Consider the following 16,029-nt stretch of genomic DNA (forward strand, 5'->3'; position numbering starts at 1 on the left):
ACTTCTCGTCCCCTCATTTTGTTTTTTCGCCTTACAACGGTGCAAAGATATAAATTATTATTGGTTTTTTAAGTATATCTTTATATATTTATACACATTGCTGATCTTAAAAACACCAAAAAGCCACTCATTACTAACTACTTTGCTTAATCTGCGAAAAGGCCTTTGCGCATAAACCCATTCCTTTTAAAAAAAATAAGCCGTATATTTTACCTTTCAAAATTCTGGTTACAGAAAACAGACACGCAACGTAGATTTATTGGCTTTAGCTTACAGCTCCATTGATAGCATTTTGTTTTATCATCAAGATTACAACCTCCGCAGTGGAGAACTTCTAATTGAAATAAAGCCCTTCATTCATTTTAATACTGTATACACAAGCCGTAAATCTAATCAAAAATAGACCAAGACGATTTTCCTGGCTTTGTTCTCTTAACAACGGAATCTTCGCTAATAACAATATTATCTTTGCGTTGTCCAATATACTCCAATGCACTCATTTTATTAAACAAACGATCAATAACAGAGATAAATTCACCCAAAACATCGACAGTTACAGCAATGTCCATATGATTGTAACGGTTATTTAGCACGTCATCAATTTTGTCATTAAAAGTAGATGGTTTTATATCTGTCCATTCAAAATAATACTGAAGCAATTCTTCTCTTTCCTTCTCATCCATGATATGCAATGAAGTGGAAAGTTGATTCGCTAAAATTGAAATTTGGTTGGCTAACAAAATAGGAGACTCTTCTGAAGCTATTTCTTCTAAAAAATAGATGCTTTGTGCGTAGAACTGATTAAAGTCACTACAAAGGGCAAAGGTATTTTCTGCTAGACGGTTAATCCTGTTATTGCCTCTATTTTTTTTAATGATTAGAATAGCACTTTTTCGCATTCTTATAAAAACCTGAACAAGATTTAGTCTAAATTTTGTTAATTTATCATTGTAAACCACTTTTTTTACTGGCGGTATATATGCTTTATTCAAAGAGAACATACCACTTTCCGACTGCACTTCTCCAACGATTATAAAATGACCTTCTAAAAAATGAGTGTTCACCTGGTTATAAGGCACAACATCTAAAGCTATCTTAGGCAAGGCATAAGGATGGTGCAATGGCACAACTTCAGGGTCTGGATAACCAACTGGCAACAATTCAAAAGGACTTATGCTAACAATTACATAATATTTATGAGTAGCAGCATCTTCTGCCTCCTTAAAATCTATGGTTTTTTTCGGTTTAAAATCTTCACCGTACAGACCGTTATAAAAGAGGATTTTGTATCCGTTTTTAGTTATCGCATTACAAGCAGTAAGGCTAACCGTCATGGTATTGCCCGTATCCGATGAAAGCTCCAGCTCTAAAGCGTCGGTATACTCATCAATAGGTTCTAAAACACCAAAATCGTAATTCTTTTGGCCCGTAGAGCTATAGTTTTTAATAGTCTCCATCGTATTGTAATACTGTTCAAAAAAATGCTTTTCTGAAAGTTTTACACCGTCTTTCCAATTGATGGGTAAATGTTGTAATTTATTCGTTTTCATCCTGTTTTATTTTAATACGTCTAACAAAAATAACTTGTTTATCGTTTATGTTATTTTCACTTCCCGTTTTATCGGCGTCTAATACGCGTGTAAATAATGGGAAGCTAAACCATTTACTGGTATAAAAAATCCAGCCCATACCGTCGCCCGATTCGTCTGTTGTTCTAATCACATCTTGAGGGAATCTAACATTCTGATCTTCAATAAACCTATCGAACCATTTACCCAGTATCACTTCCGTAGGCAATTTTACGGCAAAAGAAGCATACTCTTCATCCGAGGGTTTTCGTTTAACTTTGGCCGTAACTTGTATTAAAGTAAAGGTGTCTATCTTATCCCAATACGAATCGTTATTAGCATCGCTTTTCACTTGCCATGCTTTAAAAAACGGAGGTGTTATTTTTAAGAACACATCTCGTGTAATAATGTAAAACAAGGGCACCATAGACCATAAAACTGATGTCATGACCCAAATAGAATAAGGCAATTTACTTAGCCAATTAAACAATAAGTAATAGCCCCATGCTGCCAAAATGAGAATGATTAAAATAACGATATAGAAGTAAGTCTTTTGCTCCTTTTCGTCGATTAAACCTAAACTTTTAAAACTGTTAGAGTTTGTATAAAAAACCAAGCCTACACCTAGAAGCAGATAAATGACCATAGTGATCAATAAACCGCCCCATATAAATTCGTACTTAAGCAGCCCAAAGAATGCGGGCAACACTAGAATTATTGATGCTATTAAAATGAAGAGTATCACCTTCTTCATATTTAATTTTTTTTTGACTTTAGAGAATTTAAGAATTATAAGCAAAAAAAGTACCGCTAAGGGCGCTAGTAAGTATTTTAAAAAAAATGTTATTAATGTATCCATTTCAAGAACGTTCTTTATATCGAACCTTTATTGATTTAATAATTTAAACTTAATTCGCAAAAATATAACTTTTGAATTAGTACTTCACATAATATATCTCTTACATCTTTTTATTTTTAATTCAAGTAACTATCATACCCCAAATATCTTTCATTAAGCACAAATTGAGACGCCCCTGTAACCCGGTACGTTACAAAAGTGTCTCGATTTGAAACTATCAAAAAACTCAAGATCCACTTTATATTTTTAATGTTTTTTAATAGTTCTGCATAATCAGAAACAGGTTTATCAAGCAAGATGCAAACTTTCACATCATCCATTTCGCTTGTTACAGAGCCGTGCAAACCAAAATCAATTCCCAACAAGGCAGCTCCTAATTTTTCAAAAGGAATTTGTTCAAATATTTTCGGCACAAATTCTAGTATTACTTCTAAATCTAATACTTCAAAAATTAAATCTTGAATTGCAGGCAGATGCTCTTTTAATACCTCCGAGTGGCACAGCTTAAAAAACAGAGCATAAAGTTTAGCATTAGGGATTTCTAGATCGGCATCCAGAATTATTCGTGCCACACGTAATAAATTCTCATTAGCTGTATCATCTGTAAGAAAATTAAGGTGTCGGTTTGTTATTTTTGAGCTCTCTTTAAAAAGGTCAGTATCAAAAGGTTGAAAAAAATCTAGATTTCTCTCTTCTCTCCTTTTGTTTTCTTTTATGGCCTCAACCACTTCCCTATTACTCATAGAAGGCGTTCTTATCACTAAAGGATGAAATAACACCTCTGGAAGTTGATGGTAGATACTATTTCTACTTAAATGCAAAATCAAGAACTCCTTATACCTATTGGAAATCGATTTATAATCGGTAGTTACATCCAAAATATCTTTCGACAGGGCACGACTGTTCATACCGTAATTTTGCACGATGAGCATATCCTCTAAATCACGGTCTAAAATAAATTTCAATTCCTCATAAAACACTTCTGCAACAAAGTTTGCCGTTTCATTTCGCTTCAGAAGATCTATATTAAACGCTTCTTCTAACATTTATCCCAAATTAACTGATCCTCTTTATAATTGAGAATTATCTTATCTCCCTTGATGATTTCTTCTGAAATAATAAACTTAGAAACCACCTTTTTTATATAATTTCTAATCACACCAGCAATGGGCCTTGCCCCATATTTTTTTGAATACCCTTTATGCGCAAGGAATGTTAAGGCTTCGTCGGATAGTACAAGAGAAATGTCCTTTTGATCTAAGAGTTGTTTTTGTAAATTAGAGAAATGCAGCTTAAAGATAGCTTTGGCAATAGCTTCATCGATAGGAGAAAAAGGCACGACCTCTGTTAATCTACCTAAAAACTCAGGCCTAAAGTGCTGGCTCATGACTTCAATGAGCTGGTTTGAGGTAGGCTTTATACCTTGCTCGATCTGCTCTACGATCCATTGACTTCCAATATTAGACGTAAAAATGATTATAGCATTAGAAAAATCGCCACTTCTTCCAAGTTTATCATGTATAGTCCCTTCATCCATAATTTGAAGGAACACATCGTAAACCGAGCTATGCGCTTTTTCTATTTCATCAAAGAGCACTACAGAATAAGGCTTTTGTCTAATTTTATTAACCAGCATTCCTCCTTCTTCATAACCTACGTAACCAGGAGGCGCACCATAAAGTAACGCCGCAGAATGCTCCTCTTTAAATTCAGACATATCAAAACGGATCATGGCAGTATCGTCATCAAATAGTAGCTCTGCAAGCGATTTGGTAAGCTCTGTCTTACCTGTTCCTGTGGGGCCTAGAAAGAAAAACGAGCCAATAGGCTGCTTTGGGTTACCCAACCCACTCCTAGATTCGATAATAGCGTCCGACAAGGTTTGGATAGCACTTTGTTGCCCCTTAACCCTTTCTTGGAGCTTGTCTTCTATACCCAGTATTTTTTCTTTTTCTCCTGCTTGAATTTTACCAATAGGAATACCTGATATATCTGCCACAATAGATTCTATTTCATTAGGTTCGATAACATCTATTCTCTTTGAGGCAACGGCCTCTAACGCGTTAAGCAGGTTGTGTATTTTTTCTATACCCACTTCTACAGTATCATTCTCTAAAAATGTAAAATCTTCTGAAATTTTAGAAGTTAGTACAATACTTATTTTTTTATAGATGGTTTTAAAAAGCAATTCTAAATCATCTAAAGAAATGACTTCACTGTCTTGAATCTCTTTGAGTTGTTGTTTGAATTTTTCAATCTCTTTTTGCGCATTTTTATTGCTCATTTTTACGGCTGCGAGCGTTCTATCCAACAAATCAATAGCCCCATAGGGCAGTTTACTTTCTTTAAAATAACGCTTAGAAAGCTGGATGGTTTCTTTTAAGGCACGGTTTGAAATTTTCACATCATAAATGCCTTGCAAACGGGCTTGGTGCTTTTCTAAACATTTTAACAATAGAAATTGGTCGAGTTCTTCTAAAAAGACCATTTCCAATTTACTGCTTATAGGATGTTTTTCGATGTTTTTTCTATAAGCATCGGAAGTAATCGTGAAAACCAAGTTTGTTGAGCCCTCTGTTAATTGTGCATTTAAAATATTAGTTATCAGGTTAGATTTCCCCGAAGTGTTTTCTAATAATATTTGAAGATCGTCAATCACTAAAACGGTTTGTGTTTCAAGCTTATGTAATTTCTCGAACAGTTCTACCATTTTTTTTGAAATCTCATTTTCCGAACTACAACTTGCCAGTAATTTTGAAACATTTAAGCCAAAAACCAAGGTGTTTTTAATAAAATCATCTGCGTTGTTGGATAATTCTGAAACAAAAGACCGAACCACCGCTGTTTTACCTACTCCAGAATCCCCTATCAATAAAGTACCTTTGTTTTCGGACCGTTCTAGATTTTCTAATATAGATCTTACCTCTTTTTCCCTGCCGATAATTAAAGCGCCCTCTTGTATGATTTTTTCAGTTTTGAGACTTACAGAAAATGGTGTTGAAGATACCACTTCATCTTCTGCGCTGGAGCCTGATAATTGGTTTAATTTAGGAACATTATACTGGTTTAAAATCTCCTTTTCATTTATCCCCAACGATTCGATCTGTGATTTAGAGTACACCACACCATCTCTTACAATAGCAGTAAATACACAAATGGGATCTATAAAATCTGTACCCAGCTTAATTTTAGACCGTATGGCATCTTCTAAAACAATTTGAACCTCGTGATCCTGAAATGTTTCTTTATCAAAATCGGATGGTGAAGCATACATTTCACGTCTTACTTCAAACCATTCCGAAATATAGCCTATATCTTTCCCTAAGCCTTCTAGTATTTCTTTAAGCCCTGTTGGCTCTATAAGCATGGCCATAACTAAATGCGCCACGCCATAGGCGCTGTGTTTTTCATTCACGGCTTTATGCTTAGCCATTTTCATTGCAGATTGCAATCCTTGACTATAATCTAATTCTTTCATATTTATTTACTGAATTATCACTTGATAAGGAATATTACTAATGGATTTAGAGGTCAATTCATTTTCCAGATAGAAGCTTAACCGCTCTAAATCCAATTTTGACAAAAACATACTATTTAATGTTATGATAATATCTGTTGTGCGTATAATCCCTTTTTTCTTATCTTTAGAAATTTGCGCTCCTGGTTTTACGTCTATAGTTAAAATTCTGTTTCCTATTTGTTGATGGATATAACTTTTAACATCTGCAACAGAAACAATTCGTTCTTTTGTTAACAGGCCATATCTTAAACTATCTATTTGCTCTCTTTCCCCTTTTCTAATTTTACCACCAACAGTTTTAGTTAATAAACGTGTTTTTTTCATATCGAATTGATTGGTAGCATATTGGTTAAAGATATGTTCCTCATTAAACCCATTCGCAAGATCTGCATTGGTAGTCCAATATTCTATTTCATAATTGGTAGCATTTGGATACGGATATGTGAGTAAGAAGGAGCGCTCTATGGTGTCTATCTCCTTTATTTTTTCTACAGCTTTTTGCTCTAACACATCGAGTTGCTTAACCAATTCTGTTAAATATGTATTTAGCTTTTCAGGATTCATGGCCGCAAAGGCATTACCCTCCTCTCTGATAGCTTGCGACACTTTATTAACCAACACTTTAGCACTTCGAGTATCAAACTTTTCTAAGTCCCCAAAATAGAGAGAATAGGTTCCGTTTGTATTCGTGTTGTAATGGCTTAAAATGTTTTTCAGATAGTTCCCGATATCATCCTGTAAAGATTTAATATTTAGAAAAAAATTATCGTTTTCACTGGGAAGCGACACAATTCTTCCGTTTTTCTTAAAATTATGCTGTTTGTAAAGCCTTCTTCTATTCACTACTGGCACCACATTAAGAAAGGCATTCAAGCCTTTAATTTTTTGCTTTGTAAATACTTCCGGAAGTTTTATTTTAACCCAAAAAAGTTTTTCTTCATAATCCATCCCATCGACACCTTTTTTTGCATAAGGAAATAATTCGTCTATTGATTTTTTCACATGAGCATCATGAACTAAAGTAAGCGTATAAAAACAATCGGTATAATAAGTAATGATCTCATTAAAATAATGTGTTTCGTCTAGTTCATCTGGCTTAAAAATCGTTTTTTGATGGTTGATATGGATGCCATTTTCTCCATGAATTGACATTGTGTTTAAAAGAGGATACAACCCCACGTCTTCACTAAGAAAAGTAATAGCTAGGCTGTCCAGCTTATTTAAAGTATCTTGTTCAATTGCAATTCCCAGCCATAAGTGGTTGTCTTCTATCTTGTTTTCTGTTCCTAAAAAGGGTTTAGTATCGCTATTATCTAAATCAGCTAGACCAATATCTGTGTTGTATAGTTTATACCTTATACACGCACGGTGTAAAGGGCTTGCCACCAAAGGCGTAAAATAGATGCTCGAGTTCTCTTTTCCATACTGACTTGTATTGAGGTAAAACTGACTCTCTGTAGTTAGCGCACAAGGTTCTTCGTTAGGATAAATATGCATTAACCCATGAGAAGGCATTGGCGAAGACCATTTATTACTCATCAAAATTCGTGAAAGCCTATGTAGCAATTGGGTGTCGGATGCTTTTATTTCATGGTGGAGTTTGGCTTTTTCAAAAGCAAAAACATCAATCAAAAGATCGATTAAAGGATCGATTTCTGCAACCTCTTTTATACCCCATAAGGCCATAGAATGTTTTAACATTCTTTTTTTCAATGTTAAAAATGTTTGATCTCTCATAGTAGGTTTATTGGGATAAGGGACTTATATATATTAAGGTGTTAAAATTAAAGACCATATCGTTTTCTGCCAATTTTGCTATAACAGAAATTTGTGATCGCCGTCTTATTTGCGTGTTATCACCCTTTGACAAATCACCATCTACTTCAGACAAAACCACAGACACTTTAATGTCTTTAAGCCTGCGTTCATATTTCGTTACAGCTTGAATTAAAGATTTTTCCACACGCTCTTCCCAATCTTTCATTCGTATCAATTGACTAAATTCCAACTCCCAAATTTGAGACCCAAAATCCTCTCTACCAACAACTTCCCCATATCTCGATGTGATTAGCATCATAATATGCTGTGCTATAGATTCTTCTTTAGAACAGCGATCTGCAGCTTTATCAGTGAGTATCTGAGAAAAGTCTATTGGTAATTTTAAATAATTCATAAAACAACTAGTTTTAAACTTAGGTAGGTGATTGTATTTATTTTCTTATTTAATACAAATATAATTTTATTGTTTTGATTAAAATACTATATTCGTAAATTCTTACAAACAAATATTTTTAAATTTAAATACAGACAATATGGCAATGTACAATTATGGTATTGGAGGGAATGAGGTCAAATTAGATGCTAACGAATCTATTGCAGACATTCCTTCAAACAGGACGTTATTAGTTCAAAAACTAACCGATGAAGCTCCTGTTTCACCAGAAGCAATACATGGTTTACAGACAGTAGAACAGGTTTTCGAAAAATTTTCTCCGTCAGTAGAACTGGAACACCAAGACGAAAATGGTAGTGAGATAAAAGAGGTGATGACATTCAAGAATATTGGTGATTTCGACTCTAAAAAAATAAAATCGAATAGTGAGTTTTTAAGCAAATTGGATATTGAAAAGGAACAGAATATTAAAATTTCCCGCCAACTGTCTTCAAATAGGGCTTTATTAAAAGCGTTGGAAAATGAAGATTCTAAAAGTGCCATTATCCGAATTCTCGAACAATCGCTCGAGGAGATTAAAAATGCTGAAAAATAAACATTAAACCCCCAAATAATGTCAGAAAAAACACAGACACAAAAGTCCATTATAACTCAGTCTCAAGAATCCAAACAAACTGAAGCTATCGATGCTTTAGACGCTTTAAAAGAATATGGCGGATTTGCCTTCTTAGAAAATGTGATTGATGGATACACCAATCTAAATCCAAACAAAAAAGCGAGACGTAATATTTTCCTGAGCGACAATCAGTGGTCTCATGAACGCAAAAACCTAACCAATAGGTTAACCGTTTGGCTCGATCTTTTAAAAAGCAATAAGAATAGCGAAGAAATGCGTGATATTGCCAAGGAAAAAGCATTAAAAATTGAAGACATTTTAAACGCCAATATAAAAAAAGCATTAAAACGAACTAATGAACTTGAAACCTCTTATCGATCTTTAGCTTTTTTTTATAAAAATACAGAAAGCGATAAGGTTAAAAACGTAACGATTGTTAATGCCAGTTTAGATCAGTTAAAAGACCTAGATAATCCTTACTTTATAAACTATATAGGGGATGAATTAAAACAAAATTTTGACCGATTAGATTTAAGACAAAATTACTCTTTATTAGTATTACCAGGTTATCTGGGATCAAACTCTGTGCTAGACACTTGGTCTAAAATAGCATATGAAAATAAAGCCTGTTTACTTACCGATTTTCAAGACCTGGATTCTCCTGATGATGTGGTCGATCTTTTTTTCAATTCAAATCATACGGGTGGTGATGTTTACAAATCCAACACCATGATGACCTGTAATTGGCTATTGGGCAGAAAAAAAGACGATGTGGTTGGCGAAGAAGAAAACCTTTATGTACCACCATCTTCAGCTTTGGCAGGAAAAATCTACAACACCCTAATGTCTCAAGTGGTTGCAGGTAAAAAGTTTGGTGGCCTTAACGACGTAGAAAGCGTGCGTTTTGATCTTAAAAAAAGTGAAATCTCAGAATTAGAGCGGATGGGCTTGGTTCCCATGGTTAATGAGTATAGTAAGGTTATGGCTTTTTCTGCAAAAACTTTATTTAATGGGGATAACTTAGGCTTACAAACTTATTCTGTAGTTCGTGTATTCGACTACATTACAAAAGTATTGTTCGACTTTTTAAATAGAAGGGCTTTTGAAAACTGGACCACTAGAACCGAAGCAGACTTAAGAAGCCAAATCGTAAAATTTCTAGATAGCATACATGGCCCAACAAAGCTTATCGAGAAGTTTAAAATAATGAAGATAGAACAGGATCCAAATCAAAAAGACAGAGTGCTAATAGACATTCATATCACACCCTATTTTCCTGCAAAAAGTTTCGTAATTCAGTTGGATGGGCACAAAGGTGATGGTCCTGAAGAAGCTGTTTGGCAAAGCGAATACAATCAACAATAATTTTTAGCACTATATAAAGAGAAGATGGTCTTTAAAATTTGACGTTTTTTAGACCATTTTTTTCAAAACTAATACACCAATAGTTTAAACATGCCTCATTTTACCTACCCCTATTTACAGAACAATTTCAGAAATACGGACTATATACCACCGCTAGAAAACTTCAAAGAACCAGTAGTCTTTTGCGCTTCAAGCTTGTTGTTTACCTTATGGATCCAACAGAAAGACACAGACCTACTATGCTAACCACCATATCTACGTAAAAGGAAAACGGCCATTTTAATGCTCTGAAAATGAATTAAACCGCTATGCTATTACACTTCATTTTACCATTCTTGAACACCTAAACAGAACTTGCTTTTACCCTTAAATGTTATGTCTTGCCATACAGATGAGAAATCTACACCCTTATTAAAAATCATCACTCAATGAAACCATTAAATTACGTAAAGAGAAGAAAACAGATTTTAATATTCTCTCTATATTTTAGCTTTTTATTAATTATTCTATTCTTATGCAGCTTCCTCACTTTATCTACGGCATCTAAAGGCATAAGTCTTTTAAATGAAAAAAAGAACAGTTACGACGCTGTTTTTCATAAGCAAGCAGAGCTCAATTTTCAATTAGAGGACATCTATAAAAATCTAAACAATTTAAGAAGTAAAAGGCGGACTTTAGTTGAACATAGGGAAATGCAAAAACTTATTTCAGACACCCGCATCATGTTAGAAAATGATATTGGCAACAATGCCCAAAGCAAGCAATACTATACGCTCTATGAAGCGCTTTTTGCACATTTAAAAGAAATACAATCGATTATGGATGTTTATGAAACAGAGGAAAATAGAAGAATCCACAACATAGATCAATTGGAAAAATGCAAACAAAAATATAAAGAGATAAACAACAATAAGTATAATTAATTATGGAGTTAAGTGAGAATTCATGGAAGAAAATCCGTTTTACATTAATCTTTTTATGGTCTGCGGGTGTTTTATTTATCCTAATAACCAAGTTCTTCATTACTGTCCCTATGTTAGAAAGCAAAGAGATTTTAAGTGATATTCGCCATTCAGAACAGATATTAACAGCTCAAAAACAGTATGCATCAAGAGTAGTTGCTATTCATGACACCATAAAAACAATAGCATTTGAAATTAATCAAGTCCAGAAATTAGACGACATAAAAAGAGACATCTATGCTCTTGAAGATATTTACAAAATTAACAATAGAAACAATAAATATCTTTTTGGAATACAAGCTTCACGCATCTTGAAAATTTATTTTGATAGCAATGAGGCTTTAAACAAGTCTATAAAAAACAATCAATTAATTGAGAGAAATCTAAATGAATGTAAAGCAAACCTTTAAACTATGACAAATAAAAACAAAATCCTTTTACTCACTGCGCTCCTACTCGCCTCACTTTTGATTATCTTTTTTAGCTTCTATCAATTCAATTCAAAGTTAAAAAACTTAGATTTTCACATATTCGATTCAAATGACAACAATCATTACGAACAAAACGAAGTGTTAGAGTTTTTTATAAACGACTCCTCTGCTATAAGAGACAAGACACTCATTTGGCATTTTGGCAATGGCGATACACTTCGTCGAAATCAAAATATAAAATATAAATATAAAGAACCTGGGAAATATTTAGTAACCGTTAATATAGACAATACCAATAAAATCTCTAAATACATTAAAGTTATTTCTACAAAAGAACGAAACGTTATAGATTCCATTCCAAAACTTTTTGGTCCTGATGATGGCTATGTTGGCGAAGAATTAGTGTTTACATCTCAAGGCCCCGGAATAGAAACATGGTATTGGGAGTTTGGAGAAACAGGCTCGGTAGATTCTTATGAAAAACAAACCGTATATGTGTATACAGACCCAGGAGTTTATAACGTTAAACTCACGACCAATACCACACAATACCCCTTATACCATACCATAAGAATAATGTCTCGCTTTGAGAAGTTTGAAGGCATGGTAACACAGGACTCTCTTGCATTAGCAGAAAATGACATCAAAAAACACCTGCAAGCTTTAGCAGATACAGATGTTTCTGACAGAAAGACTTTTAACGAGCTTTTTAATTATATTAAAAACACCTATACCTGTGGTGCTGCCAATGAAGTGGTGGTGGTTATTAATGACAATAAATACAATGATTTATACAGCTTTTGCCAAGGACTACATTATCTAGATAGCAAACGCAATCAGAAAATAAACATTAACAAGATAGAATTAGAGACTTTTAAATGTATTAAGAGAATTAATGTAACCCAAAGCATGTTGAAATGAAACATATCAAACTCAAAACTAATCTCCTATTTTTAGCATCTTTTATGTCATTAGTTTTTTATAATGGCGTATCTGCGCAAGTTTCTAAATATGAAAAAATAGAAAAAGTAGGCAGAACTAGTTTCAATTACTCCAATGAGAATACAAATAAGAAAAAACTAAAAAAAGACAAGAATATTTTAGTAATATACTCTGATAGAGCTGATAATTCTGGCTATGCAGACCCACATTTACAGGTAAAAGAAAGCACCCAAGAATTCTTAAAGCCTTATTTTGTTATAGATTCCAAAACTGACGCCTATGAAATAGTAGTTGCAGACTCTACTTTAATAGGAAAACCTAAAGGACTATTCTCTTTTTTAATGGGTAAGAACTATCATTTTACAGACACCAAGGCACTTCATTATATGGGGTGGCTACCCAAAAAACATACTTTAGAGTATAAAAGTGCCTTAATTAGCGAAATAAACAACAAACCTTTAAAATACAAAATAGGTGTTGATAATTTAAAAGGACTTACCGAATTAAACAAAGCATTTGAAGACGACAGCATTAAGGTGTTTAAAGATCCCTTTTTTAAAAAGAAGTCAATTAAAAAATTAGCTTTAAATCAAACCGCATATGCTTACAAATACAACGAGACAGGCAACGCTGTGCTTATATCAAATTCGCCCACTATAACCGATACAACTTCGCAGGTTATCGGCTGGGTGCCAACGGGCTTAATTAGCCCTATAGGCCAAGGCCACGTTTACAGCTTACCACAACACAATAGAACGCTAGTTATAAAAGAGTGTGACACATTACATTTGCACAGCAGTGACATCCATTCAGACTACCTTTATGATGTATCCCTTAACAAGCCTGGAACAACCCTAAACCCTATCACTAAAGTTCCTTTGTATGTCTGGGATTACAAACAAAACGTACTGATAAACGTAAAAGGAAATGATCTTTTAATTTCTGAAGGCAACAGACTAGAACATGAGAGCAAAACCATGAACTTTCATTTTGTTTTTGGAGATCAGGAAAAACATTACCTAAAGCCACTAATTAATGCTTTACAAAACTTAGGTTTATTCTTTGCTGAGCACAAAGAATTCAACTATACATTTTCGGCCATATGCACAAGCAATAAAACGTCTTTCATTTTACCAAAAACCACATCGTTTGCCAAATGGTTAGATTTTATAAAAACCATAGTAGAAGATGGGAAAGAAAAAGAGACATTAATGGCACAAGGCCGTTTAGATTTAGGACAGGCTATAACACTTTCCATGGGCCATACCGTGGAAGATGAAAAAAATTTTGAAAACAATTTTTTTATTATTGCTGGCAGTCAAGATATAAACATTTTGCACAAACAAGAGAACATCATTAAAGATATGGCCTTAAAATCGTCCAAATTATTATTTGTTCAGTTGCAAAACAAAACGCTTGATAAATACCAAGACAATCTACTTCTCGCTAAAGAAACGATGTCTAAAACAGCAGCTTATTACAATAAATTTATTGAAAATTATATTATAGACAACGATTTTTTAATTAACAAAAGCAGCTTAAAGAATATTCATTCAGAAAATAGTAATATTTATATTTACGATGCTCCTAAAAACAGTTTGTTTAACGGAGGCATTGTTTTTCCAAGCATCAATGAAACTATTGGATCTAAAGCCCTTAGTATAGCCTTGGATTCTGTGCTTAGCAACACTATTAAGACTAATGAAAAGCTAATTTCATCCTTAAATAAATATGAAAGAAAACTAGGGGTTTTAAGGTCTAAACCCTCAAGCTTTTTGAAATGCATTTCCAAATCAGACAGTTTAAATATAAATAGAAGCCACCCTAATGATGTCTATTATAGAACAGCGCAATTAAATAATGCCACTATCAATCCTTTAGAAAAAGGATATGAAATGACCAAGACAGAACTTATTGCCCTCATAGAAAATTACAGAACATTGGTGCCTAGATTTTCTACATCTAAAACATCTGCTTTAAAAAACAAAATCCCTTTTAATGAACTGTCACCAGCTCACAATCTGGTTCAGAAAGATGAACTGACTAAAAGAAACAGAAGAAAATTAAATAAAATTTACAGAAAACAGGTTAGAGGAATCAATAAGGCTTTTAAGAGAAAAGTTATTTACAACAATGAAAAATTATCTAAATTATTTTTTTACAAAACCGGTATTAAAGTAAAAGACGACTTTAATAATTATGAAAGTTTTAGAATAAAAAGACAAAAGACAATCAAAAAAGGTTTTAACGCCTTTTACTTTGACGCTCTTAATAAGGTTGATGCTTTAGAAAAAGCCTTCTTAGATAATGACTTACAGCAACTCGAAACCGACGTGTATTTTATTCCTGAAAAGCTATTGCTTTAGCAACAAGACCTTGCTCTATAAAAAAGCAAGACACAGGATTTAAAGCACTAGAAAACACTCACTTTACTTCCTAAATCACTTTAACCCAGTCTACCAAGCGCTAAGACTGGGTTTTTTTATATGATTTTTTTTATAAATATTTTATATTGTAATATAATTTCTATACATTTGTAGTATTAAGACAACGTTTTAGAATTTTTCTCTTTTTTCCAAAATAAGACCATGTCCATTAGGAAGTTTTAGACCAAGGGCCTAAATGCAGATTGAGAAACGTTCAAAAAAAACATTTTTTTTGATGCTTTCTCTTTTTTTTTATACTAGTCAGAAACTTAAGAAAAGCTTTAAAGTCTTAAAAAAACCGTTTAATTTAATTTTTAAAAACCAATTTATTATGGGTTCATTTAGAGCAGATTTTAGTTTCGGCGGTAAAGTATTTGACGTGCTTTACTCCAATTACGAATTTAGTAGAAATACAGATTCAAAGGGCAAACCATCTTCCAACGTTACAGGTGGCCGCGTAGAATTGATCATAGAATCTACAGAAGACACTTCTGTAATCGAGGCTATGGTGAACAGCCAGTTCAAGCCGGTTGAAGGCAAGATCACCTTCAAGAAAACCGACGAGGATGCCAAGATGAAGGAAGTGGAGTTTAAAAACGCCTACATTGTATATTTCAAAGAGACTTTGGACGTAAACAATGATGTGCCCATGACCATTAAAGTAACCTTCTCTGCAGAAGAAATTACGGTGGGCACGGCATCTTTATTGAACCGTTGGCCAAACGCATAAGATAAATAAGCGAGTACTATTAAGCCACTTATCTATTATGATACTAGCCTTCAAACAGTACTTTTGGAGGCTTTTTTTTAAGGGTCCCTCCCTACCAAATATATGGTCAACCTAGACCATGATATATAGGGTGCCGCCCAAAAACAAGAAGACGTGATAACCTACAAGATAGAACCTATTTTAAACGACCATTATTACGACTTTTAAACGACCATTATTACGACAACATTCCTTATGCCATTGCTATGGTGTCTCAATATAAAAAGCCCAATATCCCAAACCCCAGATCAATCTAACACATTTAGTGCCACCTACATATAAAAGTTATGATATCAAAGACTCCTGAGAACAAACAGATCAGTATTAACGGAAAGTTCATTAGTGGCTTTAAGCACATCGAAATTTCACAAAAGATAAACGACCACCACCGTTTTGAA

The 16,029-nt window shown here is 33.6% G+C and carries 13 protein-coding genes; 7 read left to right on the forward strand and 6 right to left on the reverse strand.

Annotated features, from left to right (window positions below; all coding sequences use genetic code 11):
- Positions 1-389 precede the first annotated feature (389 nt).
- From ACFFU9_RS05825 to ACFFU9_RS05850, 6 genes are all read right to left on the reverse strand, one after another.
- Positions 390-1,550 (reverse strand): hypothetical protein, encoded by a 1,161-nt coding sequence (locus ACFFU9_RS05825; protein ID WP_379860452.1) that lies wholly within the window; start codon positions 1,548-1,550, stop codon positions 390-392.
- On the reverse strand, positions 1,537-2,427 hold the full coding sequence (locus ACFFU9_RS05830; RefSeq protein WP_379860453.1) for a TssN family type VI secretion system protein: 891 nt from the start codon (positions 2,425-2,427) through the stop codon (positions 1,537-1,539). Before ACFFU9_RS05830 ends, ACFFU9_RS05825 begins: the two co-directional genes overlap by 14 nt.
- Before the next feature lie 116 nt (positions 2,428-2,543).
- Positions 2,544-3,473 carry a hypothetical protein gene (locus tag ACFFU9_RS05835; RefSeq protein WP_379860454.1) on the reverse strand — a complete coding sequence of 310 codons (930 nt, stop codon included), beginning with the start codon at positions 3,471-3,473 and terminating at the stop codon, positions 2,544-2,546.
- The gene (locus tag ACFFU9_RS05840) at positions 3,467-5,905 is read right to left on the reverse strand and encodes an AAA family ATPase (protein WP_379860455.1); all 2,439 of its coding nucleotides are present in this window, start codon (positions 5,903-5,905) and stop codon (positions 3,467-3,469) included. The genes ACFFU9_RS05835 and ACFFU9_RS05840 overlap by 7 nt, the downstream gene beginning before the upstream one ends.
- A gap of 6 nt (positions 5,906-5,911) precedes the next feature.
- Entirely contained in the window at positions 5,912-7,648 is a 1,737-nt protein-coding gene (locus ACFFU9_RS05845; RefSeq protein ID WP_379860456.1) for a hypothetical protein, read from the reverse strand.
- 43 nt (positions 7,649-7,691) lie between these two features.
- Positions 7,692-8,120, reverse strand: a complete 429-nt coding sequence (locus tag ACFFU9_RS05850) for a GPW/gp25 family protein (RefSeq protein ID WP_379860457.1) — start codon at positions 8,118-8,120, stop codon at positions 7,692-7,694.
- A 139-nt stretch (positions 8,121-8,259) separates the two neighbouring features.
- Between ACFFU9_RS05850 and ACFFU9_RS05855 the strand changes: the two genes are divergently transcribed.
- From ACFFU9_RS05855 to tssD, 7 genes are all read left to right on the forward strand, one after another.
- On the forward strand, positions 8,260-8,715 hold the full coding sequence (locus tag ACFFU9_RS05855) for a hypothetical protein (protein WP_379860458.1): 456 nt from the start codon (positions 8,260-8,262) through the stop codon (positions 8,713-8,715).
- A gap of 18 nt (positions 8,716-8,733) precedes the next feature.
- Positions 8,734-10,101 (forward strand): DUF5458 family protein, encoded by a 1,368-nt coding sequence (locus ACFFU9_RS05860; RefSeq protein ID WP_379860459.1) that lies wholly within the window; start codon positions 8,734-8,736, stop codon positions 10,099-10,101.
- A 428-nt stretch (positions 10,102-10,529) separates the two neighbouring features.
- Positions 10,530-11,024: a type VI secretion system TssO gene (locus ACFFU9_RS05865; protein ID WP_379860460.1), complete on the forward strand. Its 495-nt coding sequence runs from the start codon at positions 10,530-10,532 to the stop codon at positions 11,022-11,024.
- 2 nt (positions 11,025-11,026) lie between these two features.
- Positions 11,027-11,473 carry a type VI secretion system TssO gene (tssO, locus tag ACFFU9_RS05870; protein ID WP_379860461.1) on the forward strand — a complete coding sequence of 149 codons (447 nt, stop codon included), beginning with the start codon at positions 11,027-11,029 and terminating at the stop codon, positions 11,471-11,473.
- Between the two features lie 3 nt (positions 11,474-11,476).
- Positions 11,477-12,415 carry a PKD domain-containing protein gene (locus ACFFU9_RS05875; protein WP_379860462.1) on the forward strand — a complete coding sequence of 313 codons (939 nt, stop codon included), beginning with the start codon at positions 11,477-11,479 and terminating at the stop codon, positions 12,413-12,415.
- Between the two features lie 44 nt (positions 12,416-12,459).
- The gene (tssR, locus tag ACFFU9_RS05880; RefSeq protein WP_379860463.1) at positions 12,460-14,802 is read left to right on the forward strand and encodes a type VI secretion system protein TssR domain-containing protein; all 2,343 of its coding nucleotides are present in this window, start codon (positions 12,460-12,462) and stop codon (positions 14,800-14,802) included.
- 391 nt (positions 14,803-15,193) lie between these two features.
- A complete protein-coding gene (gene tssD, locus ACFFU9_RS05885; RefSeq protein WP_379860464.1) occupies positions 15,194-15,592 on the forward strand; it encodes a type VI secretion system tube protein TssD in 399 nt (132 codons plus the stop codon).
- Positions 15,593-16,029 lie beyond the last annotated feature (437 nt).

It is taken from the genome of Mariniflexile ostreae, from assembly GCF_042427585.1.
Taxonomy (GTDB): domain Bacteria; phylum Bacteroidota; class Bacteroidia; order Flavobacteriales; family Flavobacteriaceae; genus Pseudalgibacter; species Pseudalgibacter ostreae.